The organism is Phaeacidiphilus oryzae TH49 (assembly GCF_000744815.1).
Lineage (GTDB): Bacteria > Actinomycetota > Actinomycetes > Streptomycetales > Streptomycetaceae > Phaeacidiphilus > Phaeacidiphilus oryzae.
In genome coordinates, this window is record NZ_JQMQ01000005.1 from 1,766,571 (window position 1) to 1,789,586 (window position 23,016).

17 protein-coding genes and 1 riboswitch are annotated in these 23,016 nt (G+C 75.5%); of the genes, 11 read left to right on the forward strand and 6 right to left on the reverse strand.

The window, feature by feature from the left end; translation table 11 throughout:
* Window positions 1–91: 91 nt before the first annotated feature.
* The 6 genes from BS73_RS12085 to BS73_RS12110 form a co-directional block, all read right to left on the reverse strand.
* On the reverse strand, window positions 92–880 hold the full coding sequence (locus BS73_RS12085; protein WP_037579218.1) for a polysaccharide deacetylase family protein: 789 nt from the start codon (window positions 878–880) through the stop codon (window positions 92–94).
* Window positions 881–935: 55 nt separating this feature from the next.
* The gene (locus tag BS73_RS37300; protein ID WP_037571669.1) at window positions 936–2,858 is read right to left on the reverse strand and encodes a lipopolysaccharide biosynthesis protein; all 1,923 of its coding nucleotides are present in this window, start codon (window positions 2,856–2,858) and stop codon (window positions 936–938) included.
* Window positions 2,858–4,450, reverse strand: a complete 1,593-nt coding sequence (locus BS73_RS12095; RefSeq protein WP_037571671.1) for a hypothetical protein — start codon at window positions 4,448–4,450, stop codon at window positions 2,858–2,860. Before BS73_RS12095 ends, BS73_RS37300 begins: the two co-directional genes overlap by 1 nt.
* Window positions 4,440–5,846 (reverse strand): glycosyltransferase family 2 protein, encoded by a 1,407-nt coding sequence (locus tag BS73_RS12100; RefSeq protein WP_084703983.1) that lies wholly within the window; start codon window positions 5,844–5,846, stop codon window positions 4,440–4,442. The genes BS73_RS12095 and BS73_RS12100 overlap by 11 nt, the downstream gene beginning before the upstream one ends.
* Complete coding sequence (locus BS73_RS12105; protein WP_084703984.1) at window positions 5,843–6,658, reverse strand: glycosyltransferase family 2 protein; 816 nt, start codon at window positions 6,656–6,658, stop codon at window positions 5,843–5,845. The genes BS73_RS12100 and BS73_RS12105 overlap by 4 nt, the downstream gene beginning before the upstream one ends.
* Before the next feature lie 537 nt (window positions 6,659–7,195).
* Window positions 7,196–8,473 (reverse strand): FAD-dependent oxidoreductase, encoded by a 1,278-nt coding sequence (locus BS73_RS12110; protein ID WP_037571674.1) that lies wholly within the window; start codon window positions 8,471–8,473, stop codon window positions 7,196–7,198.
* Window positions 8,474–9,531: 1,058 nt separating this feature from the next.
* Between BS73_RS12110 and BS73_RS12115 the strand changes: the two genes are divergently transcribed.
* From BS73_RS12115 to BS73_RS12165, 11 genes are all read left to right on the forward strand, one after another.
* Window positions 9,532–11,016, forward strand: a complete 1,485-nt coding sequence (locus tag BS73_RS12115) for a carboxylate--amine ligase (RefSeq protein ID WP_152617592.1) — start codon at window positions 9,532–9,534, stop codon at window positions 11,014–11,016.
* 95 nt (window positions 11,017–11,111) lie between these two features.
* Window positions 11,112–11,239: riboswitch (cobalamin riboswitch) on the forward strand.
* A 115-nt stretch (window positions 11,240–11,354) separates the two neighbouring features.
* Entirely contained in the window at window positions 11,355–12,113 is a 759-nt protein-coding gene (gene cobI / locus BS73_RS12120; RefSeq protein WP_037571676.1) for a precorrin-2 C(20)-methyltransferase, read from the forward strand.
* A complete protein-coding gene (gene cobM, locus BS73_RS12125) occupies window positions 12,110–12,973 on the forward strand; it encodes a precorrin-4 C(11)-methyltransferase (RefSeq protein ID WP_037571679.1) in 864 nt (287 codons plus the stop codon). The genes cobI and cobM overlap by 4 nt, the downstream gene beginning before the upstream one ends.
* A gap of 21 nt (window positions 12,974–12,994) precedes the next feature.
* Window positions 12,995–14,371, forward strand: coding sequence for a cobalt-precorrin-5B (C(1))-methyltransferase (locus BS73_RS12130; RefSeq protein ID WP_084703985.1), 1,377 nt, complete (start codon window positions 12,995–12,997; stop codon window positions 14,369–14,371).
* Window positions 14,368–15,813 carry a bifunctional cobalt-precorrin-7 (C(5))-methyltransferase/cobalt-precorrin-6B (C(15))-methyltransferase gene (locus BS73_RS12135; RefSeq protein WP_037571682.1) on the forward strand — a complete coding sequence of 482 codons (1,446 nt, stop codon included), beginning with the start codon at window positions 14,368–14,370 and terminating at the stop codon, window positions 15,811–15,813. Before BS73_RS12130 ends, BS73_RS12135 begins: the two co-directional genes overlap by 4 nt.
* Window positions 15,810–17,534: a precorrin-3B C(17)-methyltransferase gene (cobJ, locus tag BS73_RS12140; RefSeq protein WP_037571685.1), complete on the forward strand. Its 1,725-nt coding sequence runs from the start codon at window positions 15,810–15,812 to the stop codon at window positions 17,532–17,534. Before BS73_RS12135 ends, cobJ begins: the two co-directional genes overlap by 4 nt.
* The gene (locus tag BS73_RS12145) at window positions 17,531–17,782 is read left to right on the forward strand and encodes a 4Fe-4S binding protein (protein WP_161789663.1); all 252 of its coding nucleotides are present in this window, start codon (window positions 17,531–17,533) and stop codon (window positions 17,780–17,782) included. The genes cobJ and BS73_RS12145 overlap by 4 nt, the downstream gene beginning before the upstream one ends.
* A complete protein-coding gene (locus BS73_RS12150) occupies window positions 17,779–18,390 on the forward strand; it encodes a precorrin-8X methylmutase (RefSeq protein ID WP_037571690.1) in 612 nt (203 codons plus the stop codon). Before BS73_RS12145 ends, BS73_RS12150 begins: the two co-directional genes overlap by 4 nt.
* Before the next feature lie 64 nt (window positions 18,391–18,454).
* Window positions 18,455–19,411, forward strand: coding sequence for a sirohydrochlorin chelatase (locus BS73_RS12155; protein WP_037571693.1), 957 nt, complete (start codon window positions 18,455–18,457; stop codon window positions 19,409–19,411).
* Window positions 19,401–20,444: an Rv2231c family pyridoxal phosphate-dependent protein CobC gene (gene cobC / locus BS73_RS12160; protein WP_037571698.1), complete on the forward strand. Its 1,044-nt coding sequence runs from the start codon at window positions 19,401–19,403 to the stop codon at window positions 20,442–20,444. The genes BS73_RS12155 and cobC overlap by 11 nt, the downstream gene beginning before the upstream one ends.
* Before the next feature lie 175 nt (window positions 20,445–20,619).
* The gene (locus BS73_RS12165; protein WP_037571701.1) at window positions 20,620–22,989 is read left to right on the forward strand and encodes a polysaccharide lyase 8 family protein; all 2,370 of its coding nucleotides are present in this window, start codon (window positions 20,620–20,622) and stop codon (window positions 22,987–22,989) included.
* The last annotated feature ends 27 nt before the right edge of the window (window positions 22,990–23,016 follow it).

Below are 23,016 nucleotides of genomic sequence, written 5' to 3' on the forward strand. Positions count from 1 at the left end.
GAAGAGGCCCAGCCCTTGTGCTTCCGGCGGGGGGACGCTCTGGGCTCCGCGCGTCCGGCCGCCGCGGCGCGCCAACCCGCCTCGCCCCGCCTCATCCCGCGAAGGCGGGGCCCTTCACCGCCGTGCGGAGGCGGCGGTACGCGCGCCAGGCGACCGTGCGCGGCCGGTCGGGGAAGGGCGCGACCGGGGCCGCCCGGCCGTCCAGCCAGGCGGTGAGGTCGTCGAGGGTGTGCTCGCAGTTCAGCATCAGCCTGCTGATCCGGTACGGCTCGTCCTCCGCCGAGCTCAGCGCGTTGCGGACGGCCACGGCCGAGGTGTAGCCGGCCGCGGCGACCTGGCGGCGGACCCGCCGGCTGCTGTAGCCGTGCGGATAGGCGAAGGCCGGGACCTCCTCGCCCAGCACGTCCTCCAGCACCTTCTTCGGCTCGGCGAGTTCGCGGGCCACGGCGCCCGAGCCGAGGGTGTCCAGCTGCGGATGGGTGATCGTGTGCGCCCCGACCTCGAGGCCGCAGTCGGTCAGGTCGCCCACCTGACCCAGCGTCATCATGGGTGCGGGGGGCAGCAGTTGAGCCCGGTCCCGGCTGCCGTCCAGGGCGCCGGTGGTGAGGTAGGCGGTGCCGGTGAGGCCGCGCTCGGCCATCGCGGGGGCGGTGAACGCGGGCAGATCGGCGAAGCCGTCGTCGATGGTGATGACGATGGGGTTCTCCGGCAGTCCGGCCGAGCCGGGCTCGGCCAGGCCGCGCACCAGCCGGCTGGCGGTGATCGCGGTGTGCCCGCTGTCCGCGATGGCGTCCAGCTGGGCGGCGAAGTCCTTGGGGCGGACCGTGTACCGGGCGATCCAGGACGGCGGATCGTCCATCACCGCGTGGTAGAGCAGCACCGGGATCGGTCGCCGGACCGCCGTACCCCGCCCAGCCTGTCCGTCGTCCCGCCCGTCACCGCTCACGCTGGTTCCTCCTCGCCGCCACCAGTTCATCGTTCAGCGCCCAACTGGGCCTGGCGCTCGACCTCTTGCGTCGCCGCGCGGGCGGTCGCCCGCGCTCGGCGCGGTCGCCGGTGAGCTCGGGCTGCGGCGCCGGCCGGGCCTGCCCGGGCGGCAGGGCGCCGGCCCGGAGGTGCTCGCGCTCGTGCTCGTGCCCGTGCTCGCGCCCGTGCTCAGGACCGGTGGCGCCCGGGCCGCGCCCGGCGGCGCCGGAAAGACCTGCCCCTGCCTCCGCCCCGGCCACGCGGCCGGTCGCCCGGCCCGCCGCAGCGCCGGGCCCTCCGCCGGCGGCGGCGCCCGCCGCGGGCCCGCGGCGGAGGGCCTGCCGGATCCCGCGCAGAACGCCCTGCGCACGGGCCCCGGTCCGGGCGCCCGCGCCAGCGCCGAGCACCGCCCCGGCGCCCCCACCGGAACCCGCGTCACGACCCGCCGCTCCCAGCCCCGCCGCGGCCCCGCCGCGTCGTCCGCGGACCTCCGCGTACGGACCGGCCGGCATCGCGCTCGCGCCGTCCGCCGGCAGCCAGGTCCTGCGCAGCAGCACCAGCGCGCCCGCCATCAGGAGCTGGGCGGTGAGCCAGGCCAGGCCCATCCCGCTCAGTCCGAACCGGGGGACGTACAGCACGGCGAAGCCGAAGACCATGAGGGAGACGGTGATGTAGATGGCCATCACCATCCCGGCCCGCCGCTGCACCCGGGCCGCCGCCAGCGCGGTGGCCATCACCAGGTTGGGCACGGTGGACAGGGCCAGCAGCCGCAGCAGCGTGGTGGCGTGCTCGGGGTAGTCCTCGCCGAACACCCGCAGCACCAGCGGCGCGGCCAGCACCAGCACCGCGGCCGCCCCCACCAGCAGTCCGCCGGTGTGCCTGAGGACGGTCCTGGCGGCGCTGCCCAGCCGGGCCAGGTCGCCGGCCGACTCGACCACGATGGACGCCCCCATGTTGGTGCTCACCACCATCAGCATGGTGGTGATCACCCAGCTGATGGAGAAGAACGCCGAGTCCCGCGGGCCCAGCGTGTTGAGCAGCAGCACCTGCGGCAGCGTCGAGGCGCCCAGCCAGAACAGCCCGCCGAAGTAGGTGAGGGCGGTGAACCGGACGACCCCGTCGGGGCTCTCGGTGCGCACCGCGAGCGCGCCGGTGACGTCGTCCGGCCGCGGGTCGCGGGCCCAGGAGGGCCGGCGGGCGTAGCGGCTGGCCTCGCGCACCCGCCGGGGCACGGCGAAGCCGAAGAGGTAGGTGTTGGTGAAGGCCAGCGAGAAGAGGAGGGCCACCACCCAGGACAGCATGATCCCGGCGCCCCCCGCGCTCGCCAGCATGAACACCGCGACCAGTTTGACCACCGAGAACAGCGCGTTCTCGACCAGTACCCAGGTCGGCCGGCGCAGCCCGGTGAGCGCCCCGTCCTGCACCACGAAGATCGCGTAGCTCACGGTGGCCAGGACGAACGCCGGGCCCATGAAACGGGTGTGAAGGAACATCAGCCCCGGCGACACCCACGGGATGAGGAAGACGAAGACCGTCCCGGTGATCAGCGCCACCACGACCGAGGCCAGGTAGGCGTTGCCGATGATCCGCTTGGTGCGGGTGCCGGCCGAGGGGACGAAACGGATCAGCACGTCGGAGAGGTTGAGCTGGGAGACGCCGGCGAGGAAGGTCATCATCGAGATCGCCGAGTAGTTCCGGCCGACCGTGGACACCTCGTAGCGCAGCCCCGCGAGCGACCAGTACGCCGCGCCGAGCACCGAGGTGGCCAGCGCGGCGGCGGTCAGGAGTACGCCGTTCCGCAGCAGCGGATCGCCGCCGAGGAACCGGCCGACCAGCGGCAGGGCGGCGAGCCGCGCGGTGAACCTCGCCGAGCGGGTCTCCTCCTGCCTCATCACGCCCCTCCGTCCGCTGCTCCGCCCCCGCCGTCGCCGGCGTCCGCGTCCAGGCCCCGTGGGCTCTCGGCCGAGAGCTCGCTGGGGTTCCCGGCGGCCTCACCCCCCGCGGCGTCACCCCCGGCGGACCCGTCCGCCCGCCCGCCTCCATTCTCGGTCGGGGAACTGTCGGGTCCAGCACCGATCGCGTCGTTTTCGGACCTCTCGGAGTCGGATCCGGCCGTCTTCTCGTCCTCCTCCGGATCCTCCTCCGGCAGCCCGCTGATCAGGACGCCGTGGACCACCCCGCGCGGCGGCGGACCGGCCCCCGGCCGGCGGCCGAGGTAGCCGACGCCGGCGCCCTCGGCCCGCAGGGCGAGCCTCCGCTCCCGGCCGGCCGGGTCCGCGACCACGGCGGTGAAGTCGACCGACCGGTGCGAGCGCCGCCAGCCCGTCCCCCGGCCACGCGCCGACCGGGCGGCGGCGCCGGCGCCGTCGGCCGGGGCGTCGGCCTCGGCCTCGGCCTCCTCTTCGCCCGCCGTCACCACCGACCTGACGGTGTGTCCGGCCGGCAGCAGTTCGCCCAGCGCCTCGGCCAGCGCCGGCGGGCGGAGCAGCTCCGCGATCCGCCACTGCCCGGCCGGCAGCACGATCGGCTTGTGATGGCGCAGCAGCGCGAGGGGCGTCTCGTCGTCCGCCAGCGACGGGTACATCGGCACCACCCGCTCGGGCGCGAACCCGGCCGCGGTCAGCCGGCCGGCCACCGAGGCCAGCGAGCCGCCCGTGCGGGGCGGGGCGGCGATCAGCAGCACGAGGCCGCCGACCCGGCGCACCGACTCCGGCAGCCTCGGCTCCTCCGGCAGGATCGGCCCGCCGGCGCAGGTGGTCCTGGCCACCACGTGCCGGTACTCCAGCTGCGAGAGGGCGGCCGCGGCCAACGGGGCGAGGTAGGCCCCGGACGATCGCAACCCCAGTACCAGCAGCGGGCGTTCGCGGTCCGGGTACTGGTCGGCGAAGCGCTCGGCGAGCGACAGCACGTCCATCGGATGGAGGTCGAGGTCGCGGAACGAGGACGGCGGGCGCAGCGTACTGCCCGCCAGCAGCCGGGCGGCCTGCGGCGGGATCCCGGAGCGGAGCCCGTCCACCGCGGTGGCCACGGAGAGCAGCACACCGCGGGCGTCCGGCCCGTCGGCCTCCGGCTGATAGTCCCGCAGCACCGCCTCGGCCAGCACATTGGCCAGGTCGCGCAGCGTCACATGCCATTCGGCCAGCCCCAGCCGGCCCTTGGCGGCGGCCGAGCCGGCGGCCACCGCGTCCAGCGCGCGCAGGGCGATGCCGCGCGGGGCGGAGAGCGGCGCGCCGGTGGCCCCGGTGCCGGCCAGCACCGCCCGGTGGATCCGGCGGATCTCGCCGTCGGCGCCCTGCAGCCGGTCGGCGACGATCTGGGCGGCGCCGGCCGCGTTGAGGAAGGCGTCCAGCGGACGGCCCGCGTCGGCGGCGGCGACCAGGCGTTCCAGCACGATGTGGAGTTCCGCCCGGGCGGTCGGCGCCGGCCTGCGGAGCAGGGCCGCGATCGGGGGCGCGAACGGAGCCGACTGCTGATCAGTTGCCATTGCGGGGTGCCTCCCAGGGGAGCGGCAGGCCGCGGACGGTGCGGCGGCTGCGCAGGTAACCGATGGGCCCGTAGAGCAGTCCGCGGCGTTCCAGCCGGGTCAGCCGGGCGGGCCAGAAATCCGGGTCGCCGGCCGCGTCCTCGGGCGCGGCCTCGGCGGTGGCGGTGCGGGCCAGGGCGTAGCGGACCCCGCCGGGCAGCCTGCGGAGCAGGGCCGGCAGCATCCGGGGTTCGCGCAGCGCGGCGGCCGTGAGGTAGGCGCCGAGGCCCGCTCCGTAGCCGAAGGCCTGGTTGTCCAGGTCCTCCTGGCGCTCCCGGTGGTGGTGCCAGACCAGCGCCTCCGGCTGGTACGCCAGGGCGTGCCCGGCGACGATGATCCGGAAGAAGCCGATCAGGTCGTCGCCGCCGCGGGCCGCCGTACCGGTGCCGGTGGCCGGGTCGAAGCCGCCGATCCCGCGCAGCGCGTCGGCCCGGAAGGCCATGTTGGCCCCCGAGCCCAACCTGCCCGCGGTGAACGGGAAGAGCGGGTCGTCGGCGGGCGGTTCGGCGAGCGAGTAGCGGCGCGGGACGAAGCCCTTGGCGAAGCCGCCGTGCGCCTCCAGCGAGGCCTGCGCCGGGGTGTCCAGCCGGGCGGGCAGGATCAGACCGGTGACGCAGGCGATGTCGGGGCCGGCCGCGAAGGCCTCGGCGAGGGCGCTCGCCCAGCGGACGTCGACCACCACGTCGTCGTCGGTGAAGGCGAGCACCTCTCCGAGGGCCTCCGCGAGCCCGCGGTTGTGGGCGGCGGCGAGTCCGGGCACGGGCTCCCGGACGTACCGGGCCAGCTCGGCGTAGCGCTCCTTGACCAGCCGCTCGGTGGCGTCGGTCGCGGGGGCGTTGTCGACCACCACGACCTCGTACCGGGGGTGGTCCAGGGCCGCCAGCGAATCCAGGCAGCGGGCCAGCAGCGCGGGCCGCTCGCGGGTCGCGATCACCACACTGAGCAGGGGCGTCGACGCAGCGTCGACCTTCCTCCGCAGTCTGGCGACCGAACCGGCGCCGGCGTCGGGACAGGCCGCCCGGGCGGCGGCGAGGAGCGCCCCGGCCGGGTCGTCGGCCGGGAGGACGGTCTGCACCATCCCGACCGGCCGTCCGTCCGAGCGCACCACCGCCAGCGTCTCGCCGGGGCCCAGCGGCCGGTCGTCGCCCGCCGCGCGGCGGGCGCGGGCGGCCGACTCCTCGGGTCCGCCGCCCAGTTCGACCTCGGCCACCGCGATCGGCACCTTCCGCGGATCGATCCGCACCTCCGCCGAGGCGGCCCCCGGCAGTGCGGCGCCGCCCGCGGCGATGTCGGCCTCGGCGGCGCCCGCGGCACCGCCGGCGCCGGGCGCGGACGCCGCGTCGGACGGCGCGGTCATCCCGCCGCCTCCGCGGGGACGGTCCGGCCGCGGTGCTCACGCAGCAGTGTGCGCAGCACCCGCTGGCCGTCCCGGAAGGTGCGGAGGTTGGACTGGCCGGTGCGGCGCGGGAGTTCCAGCGTCGGCACCTCCGCCACCCGCAGCCCGCCCAGCAGCGCCCGGACCACCATCTCGGTCTCGATCTCGAATCCGGTGGACTGGAGGTCGAGCCGGTCCAGCGCGTCCCGCCGGAACGCGATGAAGCCGTAGCAGAGGTCGGTGAGGGTGCTCTGGTACATCACATTGGTGAGCGCCAGCAGTGCCCTGTTGCCCAGCCGGCGGACGGTGGTGATGTCCAGTGACCCGCCGCCGCCCATGAAGCGGGACCCCTTGACGAAGTCGTAGCCGTTCTCCAGGAAGTGGACGTAGCGCGGGATCTCGCGGGGCGACATCGAACCGTCCGCGTCGATCATCACGATGTAGTCGCCCTTGGCCTCCGTGAAGCCGGTGCGCAGAGCGGAGCCCTTGCCCTGGCCGTGCTGGGCGACCACCCGGACGCCGGGCAGCGAGGCCCGGGCCATCTCCAGGGTGGCGTCGGTGGAGTCGCCGTCGACCAGGATCACCTCGTCGACGCAGTCCGGCATCCGGCTGAGCACCCAGCCCACGTTGGCCGCCTCGTTGCGGGCCGGGACGATCACGGTGACCGTCCCGGTGCCGACCACGGGACGGGGCTCGCGCTCCGGCAGCGGCGGCTCGGCGAGGACGGCTGTGGCGACGCCACCGCCCGCGCTTTCGGGCGCACGCAGCAACCGATCGGTTTCGGGTACGTTCATGACAGCACCTCTGTTCCCCCCACACGGCCTGAGCCGTGAACTCCACGGCAATGCTTCAACGCATATGCCGCGCCTCGCATGTATCGCGTGTCGCACCTATTGCATGTACAGGGCCAAGAATTCGCAGGATCGCTCGTTCGGCCGGACGATCAGCCGACCCACGACCGTCCCGGCGCGCCGACGATCCCCCATGGCGCCGCCGCGGGACGTGCCGAACCGGCCGACGGCATGCGAGACATCCCCCCGAGCCCCCTGCTCCGCCACGTCAACCCCCCTGCGGCAGCCACGACTTGAACCTCCGCCAGCCCCCCTGAGACCAGCGTACGGCGGTTCGCATCGGTGGTTTCACCCAGAACGTTACCGTCCACCCGAAGCCGACGAAAGCGATTCTCGCAATCCGGCGACTACACCAGTCAATCCAGGCACGTTCACAAAAGAAACATCAAAATCCGTCCTTGTTGCGCAGGTTGGCACAGTTTGCAAAAGCGCCTTCTGGGGCGCGCGATGCGATATCGCGCGCCCCGAACACCGATGCGATCAGCCCGCGATCGACCCCGCGATCCGCCCTGCCGCGAAGCCCGTGCCGGCGACGAACCGCATCAGCGGGCCGAAGGTCGGCGCCGCGGCGAGACCGGCGAAGTACAGCCCCGGCACACTGGACTGGTAGCCCGGGTCCAGGTCGGGCGAGCCGGTACGGGGCACCAGCCGGACCGAGCGCCGCAACCCCTCGGCCAGCCACTCGGCGCCCGGCACCGAGACCCGGTAGCCGGTCGCGGCCAGCACGTGGTCGGTCACCAGCACCCCGCCCTCGGAGCCGATCGCCGCCGAGCGGCTGACCGCCGCGATCGGCGAGTCCAGGGTCAGCACGACCTCCTCGTCCCCGCGCGGCCCGCGCAGCTCGGCCCGGCGGATCCGGCGGCCGGTGCCGATCGGCAGCACGCCGTCCACCCGCTCCTTCAACCACCAGGCACCGGACGGGCCGAGGATCTGCTTCACCAGCCGCAGCCGTACCGCCACCGGCATCCGGCGGACCAGCTGGGGGACGTCGCTCACCGTCCGGTGCGACCAGCCGGGGCCGAGCGGGCTGGCCGGCTTCACCGTCCGGTACAGCGCGGACGGGCGGGCGACCGGCGGCGGTCCGCCCCACAGCACCCGCGGCCCGCGCGCCAGCACCGTCACCTGTGCGCCGGCCTCGTGCAGCAGTGCCGCGCTCTCCAGCGCCGACTGCCCGGCGCCGACCACGGCCACCCGGCGGCCGGCGAACGGCGAGAAGTCGGTGTGCTGCGAGGCGTGCGAGACCGGACCCTCCGGATCCGGGCCCTTGGGCGCGGCGGCTATCAGCTCCGGCGGCACGTAGTCCGCGCCGACCAGGCCGGTGGCCACCACCACCGCCCGCGCCTCGAACTCCTCGCCGCCGGCCAGCGCGACCTCGAAGACCCCCTCGCCGCCCGGCGCCCGGGACGCCCTCCGCTGGACGTCGACCACCCGCTCGGCCTCGACCTCGGGCACCAGCCGGCGCTGGAACCACTCCCCGTAGGCGATGAAGTGGCCGATCGGGATCGGATGCCGCTCGTCGTACGGAGCGATGTCCTCCGCGCGACAGAAGTCCGCGAAGGACGCCCCCTGCTCGGGCGCCGACAGGTCGGACGCGTCCGGCGTCGACTTCAGGTACATCCCCGCCGGCATCCGCTGCCGCCAGCTGCTCATCGTGTCGCCGAAGACCCGCACCGGCAGGCGGCGGCCCATCAGATGCGCCGCCGTGGACAGCCCGTAGGGCCCCGCGCCGATCACGGCGACAGGCAGAGTTCCAGACATGAATCTCCCCCTTGGTTCCACCGAACCCCCTCGGTTCCCCCCTGGAACCGACAGGTCCATGGTGCGGCAGGCGTTCCGTTCTGTCAGCGGTGCGACCGTGATCGAGTCTCCTCGCGCCCCGAATGTCACCCTCCGTTCATAGTCCCGCCTCTGTCCCGTGGCCTCCGGGCGCTCTACTCTGCCGCTGGGGGAGACAGCTGTACGGGGGCCGGGGGGTCGCGATGGCAGACGCGGTGACGCGCAGGTCGCAGCAGAAGGCGCGCGAGGAGAGCGAGGGGCGCGCAACAGCACGCGAGCCACGCGGGGAACCCGCACCGGGGGACGACGCCGGACCACCCACCGTCCCCGTACAGCGAGCCCCGCAGCCCACGACGCAGCCGGTGCCACCCACCCCGGCGCCGGCGGGGCCGGGCCTGGCCGCGCCGTCCTCAGAGGCGGCGGGCTCGCCACCTGAGAGCCCGGCTCCAGCGGCCCCGACTCCGACACTCCCGGCCCCAGGGGCCGCAGCGGCGGAGGGCCCGGCCCTGCTCACCCCGGCCACGCAGGCCCTGGGGCCGGCGACCCCGGACGCGGCCCCGATCGCCGCGCTCGGCGCGGTCGGCGCGGTCGGCGCGGTCGCGGCCCTGGCCCCGGCCCCGGCCCCGGCCCCGACAACCGTGGACGCGGAGGCCCAGAGCCCGGCGGGCTCAGTCGCACAAGCCACGGGATCGGCGACCCCCGGCGCCATAGGCGCGGCCCGGCTCGCCTCGGCCGCGCAGGCCCTGGGGTCGGCGACCTGGGACGCCACAGGCACGGCCCCGATCGCCGCTGCCGCGACCCCGGCCCCGCCCCTGGCAGGCCTGGACGCGGAGGCCCAGGGCCCGGCGGCCGGAGACGTGGCGCCCGCAGGCGCGGCGGTCTTGGTCCCGCTGGCCCGAGTCCCGGAGGCGCCGGCTCCGGAGGGTTCGGGTATCGCGGGCCCAGGTAGCGCGCTTCCGAGTGCGGCGGCCCCCGGCGGCGCGGGCTTGGTGGGTCCGGGCGAGGCGGGGGTTTCGGTGGCTGCGCCGGCCGTACCAGCCGTGGCGGAGCCGGCGGCGCGGGCGTCCGCGGTGGCGCCCCGGCGTTCCCGGCGGCGGGCCGCTCGCGGGCCCGAACTCGACCGGGCCGTACCGGCGTTGATGGTGCGCATCGGCCACTACCCGCTGCACCACGGCACGGTCGGCGCGATCCGCAGCCTCGGCAGGCTCGGCGTCCCGGTGTACGCGATCACCGAGGACCGGTTCGCGCCGGCGGCGTTCTCCCGGCATCTGCGGGGCCGGATCGACTGGCCGACCACCGGCAAGGAGCCGCCCGCCCAGCTGGCCGAGCGGCTGCTCGCCATCGCCGGCCGCCTGCACCGCAGGACCGGTCGCCGCGCCGTCGCGGTGGCCACCGACGACGAGGCGGCGGTACTGCTCGCCGAGTACGCCGGGCCGCTCGCCGAGCATCTGCGGCTGACCGCCGTTCCCCCGGCGCTCCCCCGCGCGCTGGCCGGCAAGCAGTCGCTGCACGAGCTCTGCGTTCGCCACGGTGTTCCCAGCCCGGGATCCCGACTGGTCGGCGGCAGCGGGCAGTTGGCCGAGGCGGCCGAGACGCTCGCCTTCCCCCTCGTGGTGAAGAACGACGCCCCGTACGGGCGGCTGTCGGCGCCCGCGGTGTCGGCGACCACCCGGATCGACGACGCCGGGGAGCTCTTCCGGCTGGCCGCCGAGTGGGAGCAGGGCGAGGTCTTCCCCTCGGTGCTCCTCCAGGAGTACCTCCCCGGGGACGCGGCCGAGGACTGGATCGCCCACGTCTACTGCCCCTCACCGTCGGACACGGGGGCCGGCAGTGAGGGCGCGCAGACGGCGCAGGCCGCGCAGACGGCGCAAGCCGCCGCCGAGCCGGTGGTCTTCACCGGGGTGAAGGTCCGCTCCTGGCCGCCGACAGCCGGTGTCACCGCGCACGCCTACAGCGCCGGCAACGCCGAACTCGCCGCGCTGACCCGGCGGTTCTGCCAGTCCATCGGCTTCCGCGGGATCGCCGACCTGGACTGGCGGCTGGACCTCCGCGACGGCCGCTACAAGCTCCTGGACTTCAACCCCCGCCTGGGCGCCCAGTTCCGCCTCTTCGAGACGGTGAACCGGATCGACCTGGTCCGCGCCCAGCACCTCGACCTGACCGGCCGCCCGATCCCGGCCGCCCGCCAGGCCGAGGGCCGCCGCTTCACCGTCGAGCTCCTCGACCTCCCGGCCCGGCTCGCCGCCCGCGGCGGCCGCGTCTCGGCCCGGGTCCCGGATCCCGGATCCCGGAGCGCGAGCGCGAGGACGAGGACGAGGACGGAGGCCGTACCGACACCGCCGCCGTCCCCCCTCCCGCTCCCCCTCCCCGTCGACTCGGAACGGCAGCCCGCCGACGGCCGGCGCGAGCTGGCCTGGGCGTCCGTCGACGACCCGGTGCCCGCATTGGCCGCCGCCGCCCGCTCGGCCGGACCGGCCGTCCACCGGGTGCGCGCCATCCTGCGCGCCCGCCGGTCGCGGGACTGACCGCGCCGGTCGGCGCCGGCCACCCCCGGTTGACTCCGCGCTCGTTCGCGTGATGGGATTCCGGGGCCACAAAACCACACACGGCGGCAATGACGAGGAAGTCCGGTGCAAATCCGGCGCGGTCCCGCCACTGTCACCGGGGAGCGCACCCCACCCACGCGCCACGGCTGCCTCGCGCAGCTGGAAGGCCGGGGGCGCGCGTCGATCCGGAAGCCAGGAGACTCCGGCCGCCGTCACTTCGACCCGGGGCGAGGACCCCGAGTGAGGATCACCGCCATGCCGCGCTGCCCCCTGTCCGCAGCACCCCCCTTCCCCGACTCGGACGAGCGGGCGCGCGGATGACGCCGCGTCTGATCGGCCTGGGCATGGGGCCCGGCGATCCCGATCTGGTCACCGTCAAGGCAGTCCGGGTGCTGCGCACCGCCCACGCCGTCGTGGTCCCGGTACTGGACACCGGCGAGCGCGGCCGCGCCGAGGCCACCGTGCTGCACCACGCACCGGACGCCGAGGTGGTGCGCACCGTCTTCGCGCTCAACGAGCGGACCGACCGGGCCCGCCGCGAGGCCGCCTGGGACGCCGCCGCCGCCCGGGTCGTCGCCCTCCTCACCGGCGACGGAGCCGGGGACGGCGCCGAGCGCGGGGACCGGACGGTGGCCTTCGCCACCATCGGCGACCCCAACGTCTATTCGACCTTCACCTACCTCGCCCAGACCGTCCGCGGACTGCTTCCCGAGGTGGCGGTGGAGACCGTGCCGGGGATCACCGCGATGCAGGACCTGGCCGCCCGCAGCGGCACGGTCCTCGCCGAGGGCACCGAGCCGGTGACCCTGGTCCCGGCCACCGCCGACGGCTCGGTGCTGCGCGAGGCGCTCGCCGGCACCGGAACCGTGGTCGCCTACAAGTTCGGCCGGATCGCCCCGCAGGTGCGGGCGGCGCTGGAGAAGTCCGGCCGGGACGGGACCGCCGTCCACGGCTCGGCGCTCGGTCTCCCGGACGAGCGGGTCTCCGCCCCCGGGGAGCCGCTGCCCGACGTCCTGCCGTATCTCTCCACCCTGATCGCCCCCGCACCGCGCACCGCCCGTGGAGGAAAGCTGTGACCGCCGCCGACGACGCCCGCACCGCTGACACTCCCGCCGCCGCCGGGGCTCCCGCCGCCGCGAAGGTCACCTTCGTCGGGGCCGGCCCGGGCGCGCCCGACCTGCTGACCTTCCGCGCCGCCCAGGCCATCGCCGAGGCGGACGTGGTGATCTGGGCGGCCAGCCTGGTCCATGAGGACGTCCTGCGACACGCCCGCGAGGGTGCCGAGATCGTCGACTCCTCGCTGGTCCCGATGGAGGCCGTCCTCGACCTCTACGCCCGTGCGGTGGCCGAGAACCTGCGGGTGGCCCGGGTGCACTCCGGCGACCCCTCGCTCTGGGGCGCCGTCCAGGAGCAGCTGGACCACTGCACCGCGCTCGGCCTGGAGACCGAGATCGTGCCCGGCGTCTCGTCCTTCTCCGCGGTCGCCGCGCTGGCCAAGCGGGAGTTGACGATCCCCGAGGTGGCGCAGTCGGTGGTGCTGACCCGGCTGGGCGGCGGCAAGACGCCGATGCCGCCGGGCGAGGAGGTCCGCGAGTTCGCCCGGCACGGCACCACCATGGCGGTCTTCCTCTCCGCGGCCCGCTCCAAGCAGCTCGCCGAGGAGCTGCGGGAGGGCGGCTACCCGGAGGACACCCCGGTGGTCATCGCGTACCAGGCCACCTGGCCGGACGAGTTGCTGCTGCGCTGCACGCTGGGGACGCTGGAGGAGACGGTCAAGGAGCACCGGCTCTGGAAGCACACCCTCTTCCTGGTCGGCCCGGCGCTCTCGGCCTCCGGCACCCGCTCGCACCTCTACCACCCGGGCCACTTCCACACCTTCCGCCGCGCCGACCCGGGCGCCCGCCGCCGCCTGCGTGCCGAGCACGCCGAGCACTGACCGGCCTGGTACGACAGCCCCATGAGTACGCCAGAGGAACCCCGCGAGCCGGCGGACGCGCCCGCGACGGCGGGCGGGCCCGAGCTCCCCGGGCCCACGCCGAGCGGCTCCGCGCCGGGCGGCTCCGCGCCCGACGGCCCAGCGCCGGAAGGCGCGAAGCCGGACGGCCCCGAGCTGCGTGAGCCGGATCTACCGCGTACCGCGAAGGTCCGGCAGAAGGCGCTGCGCACCGGCTGGACCACCGGCACCTGCGCCAGCGCCGCCGCCCGCGCGGCCGCCCTGCTGCTGACCACCGGCCGCCCGCAGCCACTGGTCGAGGTCGCACTGCCGTCCGGCAACCGCGTCGGCTTCCCCGTCGAGCGCTGCGAACTGCTGCGCCCGGGAAGGGCCGAGGCGGTGGTGGTGAAGGACGCCGGGGACGACCCGGACGTCACCCACGGCGCCCACCTCACCGCGACCGTCAGCTGGTCGGACACCCCCGGCGTGCACCTGCACGGCGGGGTCGGCGTGGGCGTGGTGACCAAGCCGGGGCTCGGCCTGGAGGTCGGCGGCCCGGCGATCAACCCGGTCCCGCGCCGCATGATCACCCAGGCGGTGACCGAGGTGCACGACCCCTCGTCCGCGCGCGGGCTGGACGTCACCATCAGCGTCCCGGACGGCGAGCAGCGCGCCCGGAAGACCACCAACGGCCGGCTCGGCATCCTCGGCGGCATCTCGATCCTGGGCACCACCGGGATCGTCCGCCCGTTCTCCACCGCCTCCTGGCGGGCCTCGGTGGAGCAGGCGGTGGCGGTGGCCTCGGCGCAGGGCGAGCGGACGATCGTGCTGTGCACGGGCGGGCGTACCGAGAAGGGCGCCATGGCCATGCTGCCCGAGCTGCCCGAGGTCTGCTTCATCGAGGTCGGCGACTTCACCGGGGCCGCGCTGCGGCGGGCGGTCGAGGGCGGAATGGAGCGGGCGGTCTTCGTCGGCATGGCGGGCAAGCTCACCAAGCTGGCGGCGGGCGTCCTGATGACCCACTACACCCGCTCGCGGATCGACACCGGGGTGCTCGCCGCCATCACCCGCGCGGTCGGCGGCGCCGAGCCGCTGGCCTCCGAGGTCGCGGCGGCGAACACGGCTCGGCACGCCTACGAACTCTGGGAGTCCGCGGGCCTGTTGGGGCCGGCGGGCGCCGAGCTGTGCGGCCGGGTGGCCGCGGTGATGTCCCGCTTCACCGAGGGCGCGCTGACGACGGAGGCCGCCATGGTCGACTTCACCGGCGCCCGCCTGATCGCCGCCACCCCGAACGGCCTGCTGCCCGCGCCGCAGGGACCGGAAGGGAAAGCGCCGACCCGGCCGGGCAGCGGCACCCGGCGCCGCGAGGGCGGCCCGGACGCCGAGGGGACGGACCGATGACCCCCGCCGCCGCCCGGGTCACCGTCGTCGGCCTCGGCACCTCCGGGGCCGAGCTGCCCGCCGAGGCCCAACACGCCCTCGCCGGGGCGCAGTTGGTGATCGGCGCGGCCCGGCACCTGGCCGCCGCCGAAGCGGCCGGCGCGATACCCGACTCCGCCCACCGGATCACGCTGGGCCCCCTGGCCCCGGCGCTGAACGCGCTGACCGGCCTGCTCACCCCGACCACGCCGAACACCCCGCCAGCCCCGACCACCCCAAAAACCCCGGAGACCCCGACCGTCCCGAACCCCTCGGTAACCCCGGCTACCCCTGCCCCCTCGGTCCCGCCGTGCGCCCCGAGTGCCCCGAGCGCCCCCGCCGCGCCCGCCGCGCCGCGAGCCGTCGTGCTCGCCTCCGGGGACCCCGGGTTCTTCGGGATCGTCCGCGCCCTCGCCGAACGGCTCGGGCCGGAGGAGCTGAACGTCATCCCCTCCCCCTCCTCGGTCGCCATGGCCTTCGCCCGGCTGGGCATTCCCTGGGATGACGCCGTCGTGGTCAGCGCCCACGGCCGCGAGCTGCGCACCGCCGCCAACCTCTGCCGCGCCCACCGCAAGGTGGCCGTACTGACCGCCCCCGGCGCCGGCCCCGCCGAGCTCGGCGCGGCCCTCCTCGCCACCCCGGGCGTCGAGCGCCGCCTGATCGTCGCCGCCGACCTCGGCGGCCCTGCCGAGCGTCTGGACTACTGCACCCCCGCCGAGGCCGCCGAACGCAGCTGGCCCGCCGTCAACCTGGTGCTCTGCCTGGGCACGGAGGCCGCCACCCGGCCCGCGCCGGCGATGCGGACGATCGCCGCGCTGCCCGCGGCCCCCGACACCTGGGCGCTGCCCGAGTCCGCCTTCGCCCACCGCGACTCGATGGTGACCAAGGCCGAGGTGCGCGCCCTGGCCCTGGCCCGGCTCGGCCCGCGCCCCGGCGACCTCGTCTGGGACGTGGGCGCGGGCAGCGGCTCGGTCGCGGTGGAGTGCGCACGGCTGGGGGCGGCGGCGGTCGCCGTCGAACGGGCGGCAGACGGCATCGATCGGATCCGGGCCAACGCCGCCGCGCACGGCGTCGACGTCTCCGCCGTCCACGGCGAGGCGCCGGAGGCCCTGGCCGCACTCCCCTCCCCGGACAGCGTGTTCATCGGCGGCGGCGGTTCCGGCGTGGCGGCCCTCGCGGCGTACTGCGCGGACCGGGCCCGCCGCACGGTGGTGGTCACCCTCGCCGCGCTGGACCGGGTGCCCGCCGTCCGGGCCGCGCTCGCCGGTGCGGGCCTGGACGTGGACGGGGTGCTCCTGCAGTCCTCACGGCTGGCCCCGCTGCCCGGCGAGGTCACCCGGCTCGCCGCCACCAACCCGGTCTTCGTCCTCTGGGGCAGCAGGCCCTCAGCCAGGTACCGACAGCAAGGAGCGACCCCATCGTGATCGGCCTACTCGCCGCCACCGCCGCCGGCCGGCGCGCCGCCGCCGACCTGGCCGGCCGCCTCCCCGACGCGCGCCAGTACGAAGGCCCGGTCGGGGTGGAGCTCCCGCGCGCCTTCGCCGAGTGCGACCGGCTGGTGGTCTTCCTCGCGGTCGGCGCGACCGTGCGGCTGCTCGCCCCGCTGCTCCGGGACAAGGCCGGCGACCCGGGGGTGGTCTGCGTCGACGAGGCCGGCCGGTTCGCCGTGCCGGTGCTCGGCGGCCACGCCGGCGGGGCCAACGAGCTGGCCGACCGGATCGGTGAACTCCTCGGCGCCGTACCGGTGTCGACCACCGCCACCGACGCGGCCGGCATCCCCGGTCTGGACACCCTCGACCCCCTGGGCTGGACCGCCGAGGGCGAGGTCGCCGCCGTCACCCGGGCGGTGCTGGACGGCGATCCGGTCCGGCTGGTCGCCGATCGGAGGTATCCGCTGCCCGCTCTCCCGGCCAACGTCCGGGAGGACGCGGCGCCCGGCGCGCCGGTCCTCCGGGTCAGCGACCGCACGGCGGCCGTCGAGAGCGCCGGTGCCCCCGTGCTCACCCTCCGCCCCCGCGACCTGGTCGTCGGCGTGGGCGCCAGCCGCGGCGCGAGCGCCGAGGAGATCACCGCGCTCGTCGACTCGGTCCTGGCCGAGGCCGGCCTCTCCCGGCGCTCCGTCACCGCGCTGGCCACCGTGGACGCCAAGGCCGAGGAGCCCGGCATCCTGGCCGCCGCCGAGGCGCTGGGCGTCCGGCTGGTCACCCACCCCGCCGAGGCCCTGGCCTCGATCGAGGTGCCCAACCCCTCCGACGCCCCGCTGGCCGCCGTCGGCACCCCGAGCGTGGCCGAGGCCGCCGCGCTCGCCACCGCCCCGGGCGGCGAACTCCTGGTCCCCAAGCGGAAGTCCGCCCCCGCCGAGGCCGGCGCGGCGCCGATGGCCACCGCCGCCGTCGCCCGCCGCCCGGTACGCGGGCGGCTCGCGCTGGTCGGCCTCGGCCCCGGCGCGCGCGACCTCCTCACCGAGCGCGCGCGCAACGAGCTGCGCCGGGCGTCCGTCGTCGTCGGCCTGGACCAGTACCTGGACCAGATCCGCGACCTCCTCCGCCCCGGCACCCGGATCGAGTCCACCGGCCTCGGCGCCGAGGAGGCCCGGGCCCGCAGCGCCGTCCGACTCGCCCAGCAGGGCCACGCCGTGGCCCTGATCGGCAGCGGCGACGCGGGCGTCTACGCGATGGCCTCCCCGGCGCTGGCCGAGGCCGGCGACGACATCGACGTGGTCGGCGTCCCCGGCGTGACCGCCGCGCTCGCCGCCGGCTCGCTGCTCGGCGCCCCGCTCGGCCACGACCACGTCAGCATCTCCCTCTCCGACCTCCACACCCCGTGGGAGGTGATCGAGCGGCGGGTCCGCGCGGCGGCCGAGGCCGACCTGGTGGTCACCTTCTACAACCCACGCAGCCGGGGCCGGGACTGGCAGCTGCCGAAGGCGCTGGCGATCCTCTCCGAGCACCGGGAGCCGGCCGCCACCCCGGTCGGCGTGGCCCACTCGGTCTCCCGCCCGGACGAGTGGCACACCGTCACCACCCTCGCCGAGGTCGACGTCCGTACCGTCGACATGACCACCGTGGTGGTCGTCGGCAACACCGCCTCCCGCCGGATCGCCGGCCGCTTCGTCACCCCGCGCGGTTACCGATGGCAGTCATGACGGCCCCCGTAGAGGTCACCGCCGCCTGCGCCGGCTGCGGCGCCTGTCTGCTGACCTGCCCGACCCACGCGATCCGCCCGACGGGCGGCGGGAACACCGGCGGTGGGAACACCGACGGCGGGACGACCGGAGGCAGGACGACCGGCAGCGGCCCGCTGCGCGTCCTCGACTCGCTCTGCACCGCCTGCCTGGAATGCATCGAGGTCTGCCCCGTCGACGCCATCACCACCACCGAGGAGGCGAGTTGACCGCCCGTCAGCCCCGCGCCACACCCCGCGCAGTGCACCCGATCGAGCAGCGCTCGTACGAGATCCTGCGCTCCCGCGCGGACACCTCCGCGCTGCCCCCGCTGACCCGTGCGGTCACCGAGCGGGTGGTGCACGCGAGCGCGGACCTCGACTACCTCTCCGACCTGGTGCTCTCCCCGGAGCCCCGACTCCGTTCCGCCGCCGAGGCACTGGCCTCCGGCGAGGCCCGACTGGTCGCCGACGTGGAGATGGTCGCCGCCGGCATCACCACCCGGGACGCCATCTGCCGGGTCCGCCAGGCGAAGTCCGACCCGGCGACCGGCCTGACCCGCTCGGCCGCCGCCATCCGGCTGGCCTATGAGGAGGTCGGGCCCGGCGCGGTCTGGGTGATCGGCTGCGCCCCGACCGCGCTCTTCGAACTGATCGAGCTGGACGTCCGGCCCGCCCTGGTGATCGGCCTCCCGGTCGGCTTCGTCGGCGCCGCCGAGTCCAAGCAGGCGCTGCGCGAGTCCGGCCTGCCGGCCGTCAGCAACCGCTCGGAGAAGGGCGGTTCGGCGGTCGCCGCCGCGGCGGCCAACGCCCTCCTCTATCCCGACCTGTACGCCTGACGCCGCCTCACCGCCCCCTGATCCGCCCTCAGCAGCCCCGCACCACCCCCAGGAGTCCCCTCTCATGACATCTCCCGGCACCACCACCGACCCCGCCCTCCTCCTCGTCGGCCACGGCACCCGGGACGAGGCCGGCGCGGCCGCCTTCCGCGAGTTCGTGGCCGAGCTCGCCGGCCATCTGCCGGCCGGCACTCCGGTCGGCGGCGGCTTCATCGAGCTCTCCCCGCCGCCGCTGGCGGACGCCGTCTCCGCGCTGGTCGAGCAGGGCGCCCGGCGGTTCGCGGCCGTGCCGCTGGTACTGGTCTCGGCGGGGCACGCCAAGGGCGACATCCCGGCCGCCCTCACCCGGGAGAAGCTCCGGCACCCCGGCACCGAGTACACCTACGGCCGCCCCCTCGGCCCCCACCCCCACCTGCTGACCGTCCTGGAACGCCGCCTCGACGAGGTGCTCGACCCGGCCGACCGCGCCGACACCACCGTCCTCCTGGTCGGGCGGGGCTCGACCGACCCCGACGCCAACGCCGAGGTGGTGAAGGTCGCCCGGCTCCTCTGGGAGGGACGGGGGCTGGCCGGCGTCGAGACCTCCTTCATCTCCCTCGCCGCCCCGGACGTGCCGGCCGGCCTGGAGCGCTGCGCCCGCCTGGGCGCCCGGCGGATCGTGGTCCTCCCCTACTTCCTCTTCACCGGCATCCTGCCGGACCGCGTGGTCGAGCAGTCCCGCGCCTGGGCGGACGCCCATCCGGAGGTCGACGTCCGCAACGCCGGCGTCCTGGGCGCCACCCCCGAGCTGGCCGAGCTCGTCCTGGAGCGTTACCGCGAGACCATCGCCGGCGACCTGCGGATGAACTGCGACACCTGCGTCTACCGGATCGCCATGCCGGGCTTCGAGGACCGCGTAGGCCTTCCCCAGCAGCCCCACCACCACCCCGACGACCCCGGCCACCATCACGGCCACGACGGTCACCACCACGGCCACGGCGACCACCACACCCATGACGACCACCCCTCCCATGCCCACTGACCACGACCTCCGCCACCACGGCGACGCCGAGACCGCCCCCGGACTGGTCGACCTCGCGGTCAACGTCCGCACCGGCACTCCCCCGCAGTGGCTGCGCGAGACCCTCGCCGCCTCCCTCGCCGACCTGGCCGCGTACCCGGACGGGACGGCGGCCCGGGCCGCCGTCGCGGCCCACCACGACCGCCCGTCGGCCGAGGTTCTGCTGACGGCCGGCGCGGCGGAGGCGTTCGTCCTCCTCGCCCGCGCGCTGACACCCCGTCACCCCCTGATCGTCCACCCCCAGTTCACCGAGCCCGAAGCCGCTCTCCGGGACGCCGGACACAAGCCGGACCGGCTGGTCCTCCGCCCCGAGGACGGCTTCCGGCTCACCCCCGAGGCGATCGCCTCCGTGCCGGACTCCGCCGACCTCGTGGTCATCGGCAACCCGACCAACCCCACCTCCGTCCTCCACCCCGCCGAGGCGGTGGCCCGACTCGCCCGGCCCGGGCGGACCCTGATCGTCGACGAGGCCTTCGCCGACACCGTCCCCGGCGAGCCGGAGTCACTGGCCACCCGCCGCGACATCCCCGGCCTGGTCGTCCTGCGCAGCCTGACCAAGACCTGGGGCCTGGCCGGCCTCCGGATCGGCTACCTCCTGGCCGAGGCCGACACCGTCGCCCGCCTCTCCCTGGCCCAGCCGCTGTGGCCGGTCTCGACCCCGGCGCTGACCGCCGCGATCGCCTGCGTCTCCCCCCGAGCCGTGGCAGAAGCCAATCACGCGGCACTGACAATCCAGGCGGACCGCGAATACCTCCGCTCCGCCCTCGCCCGCTTCCCCGGGATCCGCGTCCACGGCGAGCCCCGGGCCTCCTTCCTCCTCCTGGAGGTCGCCGACGGCGCCGCACTCCGCGAAGCCCTCCGGGAGGCCGGCTTCGCCACCCGCCGGGCCGACACCTTCCCCGGCCTAGACGAGAACTGGCTCCGCATAGCGGTCCGCCCGCCCGAGACCACGAACGCCTTCGTCCACGCCCTGACCATGCTCCTCCGCACCTGAGCGCGCCCCGGAGTGGCAGCGAATCAAGGGCGCGGGGAATCACGCGCCCAGCGCGCAACGGCGCCGCACCCCGGCAACGGCATAGAAGCCGCAGTCCGGCCGCTCGACTGTTCACGTACGTGAAAAGCGTACAGACCCTTGACTGCGCAGCGCACCACCCCATGGGATTACCCCCATGCGCGCCCCACTCCCACTCAATAGACGCCGCTTCCTCACCACCGGCGCCGCCGCCACGGCCGGCACCGCGTTCCTCGGCGGACTGAGCAGCACCCCAGCCGCCGCGTCGCCGGCAACCGCCACCACTGCCGCCCCTGCCGCCGCCACCACCGACCAGTTCGACCAACTCCGCACCACCTGGTCGGACATCCTCACCGGCGGCCCCGCCGTGGACCCCACCGATCCCGACTTCGCCGCAGCGATCCAGCAGGTGGACGCCACCGCCGCAGCCGCCGTCGCCGCCTACGACGACTCCTCCGCCCCCACCTCCGTCTACACCGACCTCCCCTTCACCCAGATCGAGAACGCCACCGCCACCTACACCCGGCTCCTCCAGACCGCGATCGCCTGGGCCACCCCCGGCTCGCACTACCACCAGGACCAGTCCACCGCCGACCGCCTGGTCAGCGCCCTCCGCCTGATCGGCACCGCCTACTTCCACGGCGACCAGACCGAGGTCGGCAACTGGTACCACTGGGAGATCGGCTCACCCCAGCCCCTGGTCAACACCCTGGCGATCCTCGGCGACCAGGTCCCGGCCGCCGACCTGGCGAGCCACCTCGCCACCGTCGCCTACTTCGACCCGGACCCCACCGTCCAGCAGGGCAGGACCACCACCACCGGCGCCAACCGCTCCGACAAGTGCCAGATCACGATCCTCCGCGGCATCCTCGCCAAGGACGCCTCGCTGGTCACCCTCGGCCGGGACAAGCTCTCCGACATCTTCCCGTACGTCACCGAGGGCGACGGCTACTACCGGGACGGCGGCTACTTCCAGCACACGAACATCCCCTACAACGGCCACTACGCCTACGTCCTGCTCAACGACCTCAGCCAGCTGGCCCGCCTGCTCACCGGCTCGGACTTCGCCATCACCGACCCGCAGTTCGCGACCACGATCCTGTCCTCCATCGACCTCACCTACGCGCCCTTCATGCGCGACGGCCTGGTGATGGACGTGGCCCGCGGCCGCTTCCTGTCCCGTCAGGGCGAGACCGACCACGACGCCGGCCACGCCATCACCGAGGCGGTCCTCGGCCTGATCCCGCTCGGCGCCCGCGAGCAGCAGAAGCGCTGGAAGTCCCTGGCCAAGGCGTGGATCACCGGCGAGACCTACGCCCCGATCCTGCGCTCGGCCACCCCGGCCCGGGTCGCCCTGGTCAAGACGGTGCTGGACGACCCGCTGGTCAGCCCGGCCCCCGCCACCGCCGACCACCGCCAACTCCCGTCCATAGCAAGGGCGGTGCACACCCGCCCGGAGTGGTCCTGGACGGTCGGCCTCTCCGGACGCAAGATCGCCCGCTTCGAGGCGATCAACGGCGAGAACCAGCGCGGCTGGCACACCGGCGACGGCGCCACCTACCTCTACGACGCCGACAACGGCCACTACACGGACGCCTACTGGCCCACCGTCGACTGCCGGCGCCTGCCCGGCACCACCGTCGACTCGCTGCCGCTCGCCACCAGCGCCGGCGCCCAGACCCTCCCCCCGACCGCCTTCGCCGGCGGCGCCGCCCTGGACGCAGCCCTCGGCGGCTACGGCGCCCTCGGCCTGGACCTGGTTCCGTACGGATCGCCGATGCGCGCCCGCAAGTCCTGGTTCTGCCTGGACGACTGCGTGGTGGCGCTCGGCGCCGGCATCACCGGCGGCAGCGGCCACCCGATCGAGACCATCGTGGAGAACCGCAACCTCGGCGAGTCCGGCGCCAACCGGCTCACCGTCGACGGCCGTCCGCAGCCCACCGCGCCCGGCTGGTCGGCCGAGTTCACCGGCGCCCGATGGGCTCATCTGGACGGCGTGGCCGGCTACGTCTTCCCGGGCCCCCGCGGCGCCGACCTCAGGGCGCTCCGCGAGGCCCGCACGGGCGCCTGGTCCGACATCGACGACGGGCCCAGCACCGGCGGCACCACGACCCCCTACACCCGCCGCTACGCGACCCTCTGGTTCGACCACGGCACGGCGCCCGACAACGCCTCCTACGCCTACCTGGTGCTGCCGGGCGCCGGCGTCGCCAAAACCCTGGCCACCGCGGTCGCCAACCCGGTCGAGATCCTCGCCGCCACCGCCTCCCAGCAGGCGATCCGGGTCCGCTCACTCGGCCTGACCGCGGTGGTCTTCTTCGCCGCGGGCAGCGCTGCCGGCATCACCGTCAGCGCCCCCTGCACCGTGCTGACCAGGACCGTCCGGGGACGTACGGTGCTGGCCGCGGCCGATGCCACGCTCAGCCTCACGTCGCTGACGGTGACCGTCGGCCGCCGCAGGCCGCTCACCGTGGACCTCACCCAGGGCCTCCCGGGCGCCACCCACCAGCTCCAGCTGACAGACTGATACCCGCGCGGCGGGGGGCGGTTCCCC

Excerpts from the sequence above, each read along its gene's own strand:
- BS73_RS37300 (WP_037571669.1), bottom strand. The coding sequence starts at position 2,858 with ATGAGGCAGGAGGAGACCCGCTCGGCGAGGTTCACCGCGCGGCTCGCC.
- BS73_RS12095 (WP_037571671.1), bottom strand. The coding sequence starts at position 4,450 with ATGGCAACTGATCAGCAGTCGGCTCCGTTCGCGCCCCCGATCGCGGCC.
- BS73_RS12100 (WP_084703983.1), bottom strand. The coding sequence starts at position 5,846 with ATGACCGCGCCGTCCGACGCGGCGTCCGCGCCCGGCGCCGGCGGTGCC.
- BS73_RS12105 (WP_084703984.1), bottom strand. The coding sequence starts at position 6,658 with ATGAACGTACCCGAAACCGATCGGTTGCTGCGTGCGCCCGAAAGCGCG.
- BS73_RS12110 (WP_037571674.1), bottom strand. The coding sequence starts at position 8,473 with ATGTCTGGAACTCTGCCTGTCGCCGTGATCGGCGCGGGGCCCTACGGG.
- cobI (WP_037571676.1), top strand. The coding sequence starts at position 11,355 with ATGACGCCGCGTCTGATCGGCCTGGGCATGGGGCCCGGCGATCCCGAT.
- BS73_RS12130 (WP_084703985.1), top strand. The coding sequence starts at position 12,995 with ATGAGTACGCCAGAGGAACCCCGCGAGCCGGCGGACGCGCCCGCGACG.
- BS73_RS12135 (WP_037571682.1), top strand. The coding sequence starts at position 14,368 with ATGACCCCCGCCGCCGCCCGGGTCACCGTCGTCGGCCTCGGCACCTCC.
- BS73_RS12145 (WP_161789663.1), top strand. The coding sequence starts at position 17,531 with ATGACGGCCCCCGTAGAGGTCACCGCCGCCTGCGCCGGCTGCGGCGCC.
- BS73_RS12155 (WP_037571693.1), top strand. The coding sequence starts at position 18,455 with ATGACATCTCCCGGCACCACCACCGACCCCGCCCTCCTCCTCGTCGGC.
- cobC (WP_037571698.1), top strand. The coding sequence starts at position 19,401 with ATGCCCACTGACCACGACCTCCGCCACCACGGCGACGCCGAGACCGCC.
- BS73_RS12165 (WP_037571701.1), top strand. The coding sequence starts at position 20,620 with ATGCGCGCCCCACTCCCACTCAATAGACGCCGCTTCCTCACCACCGGC.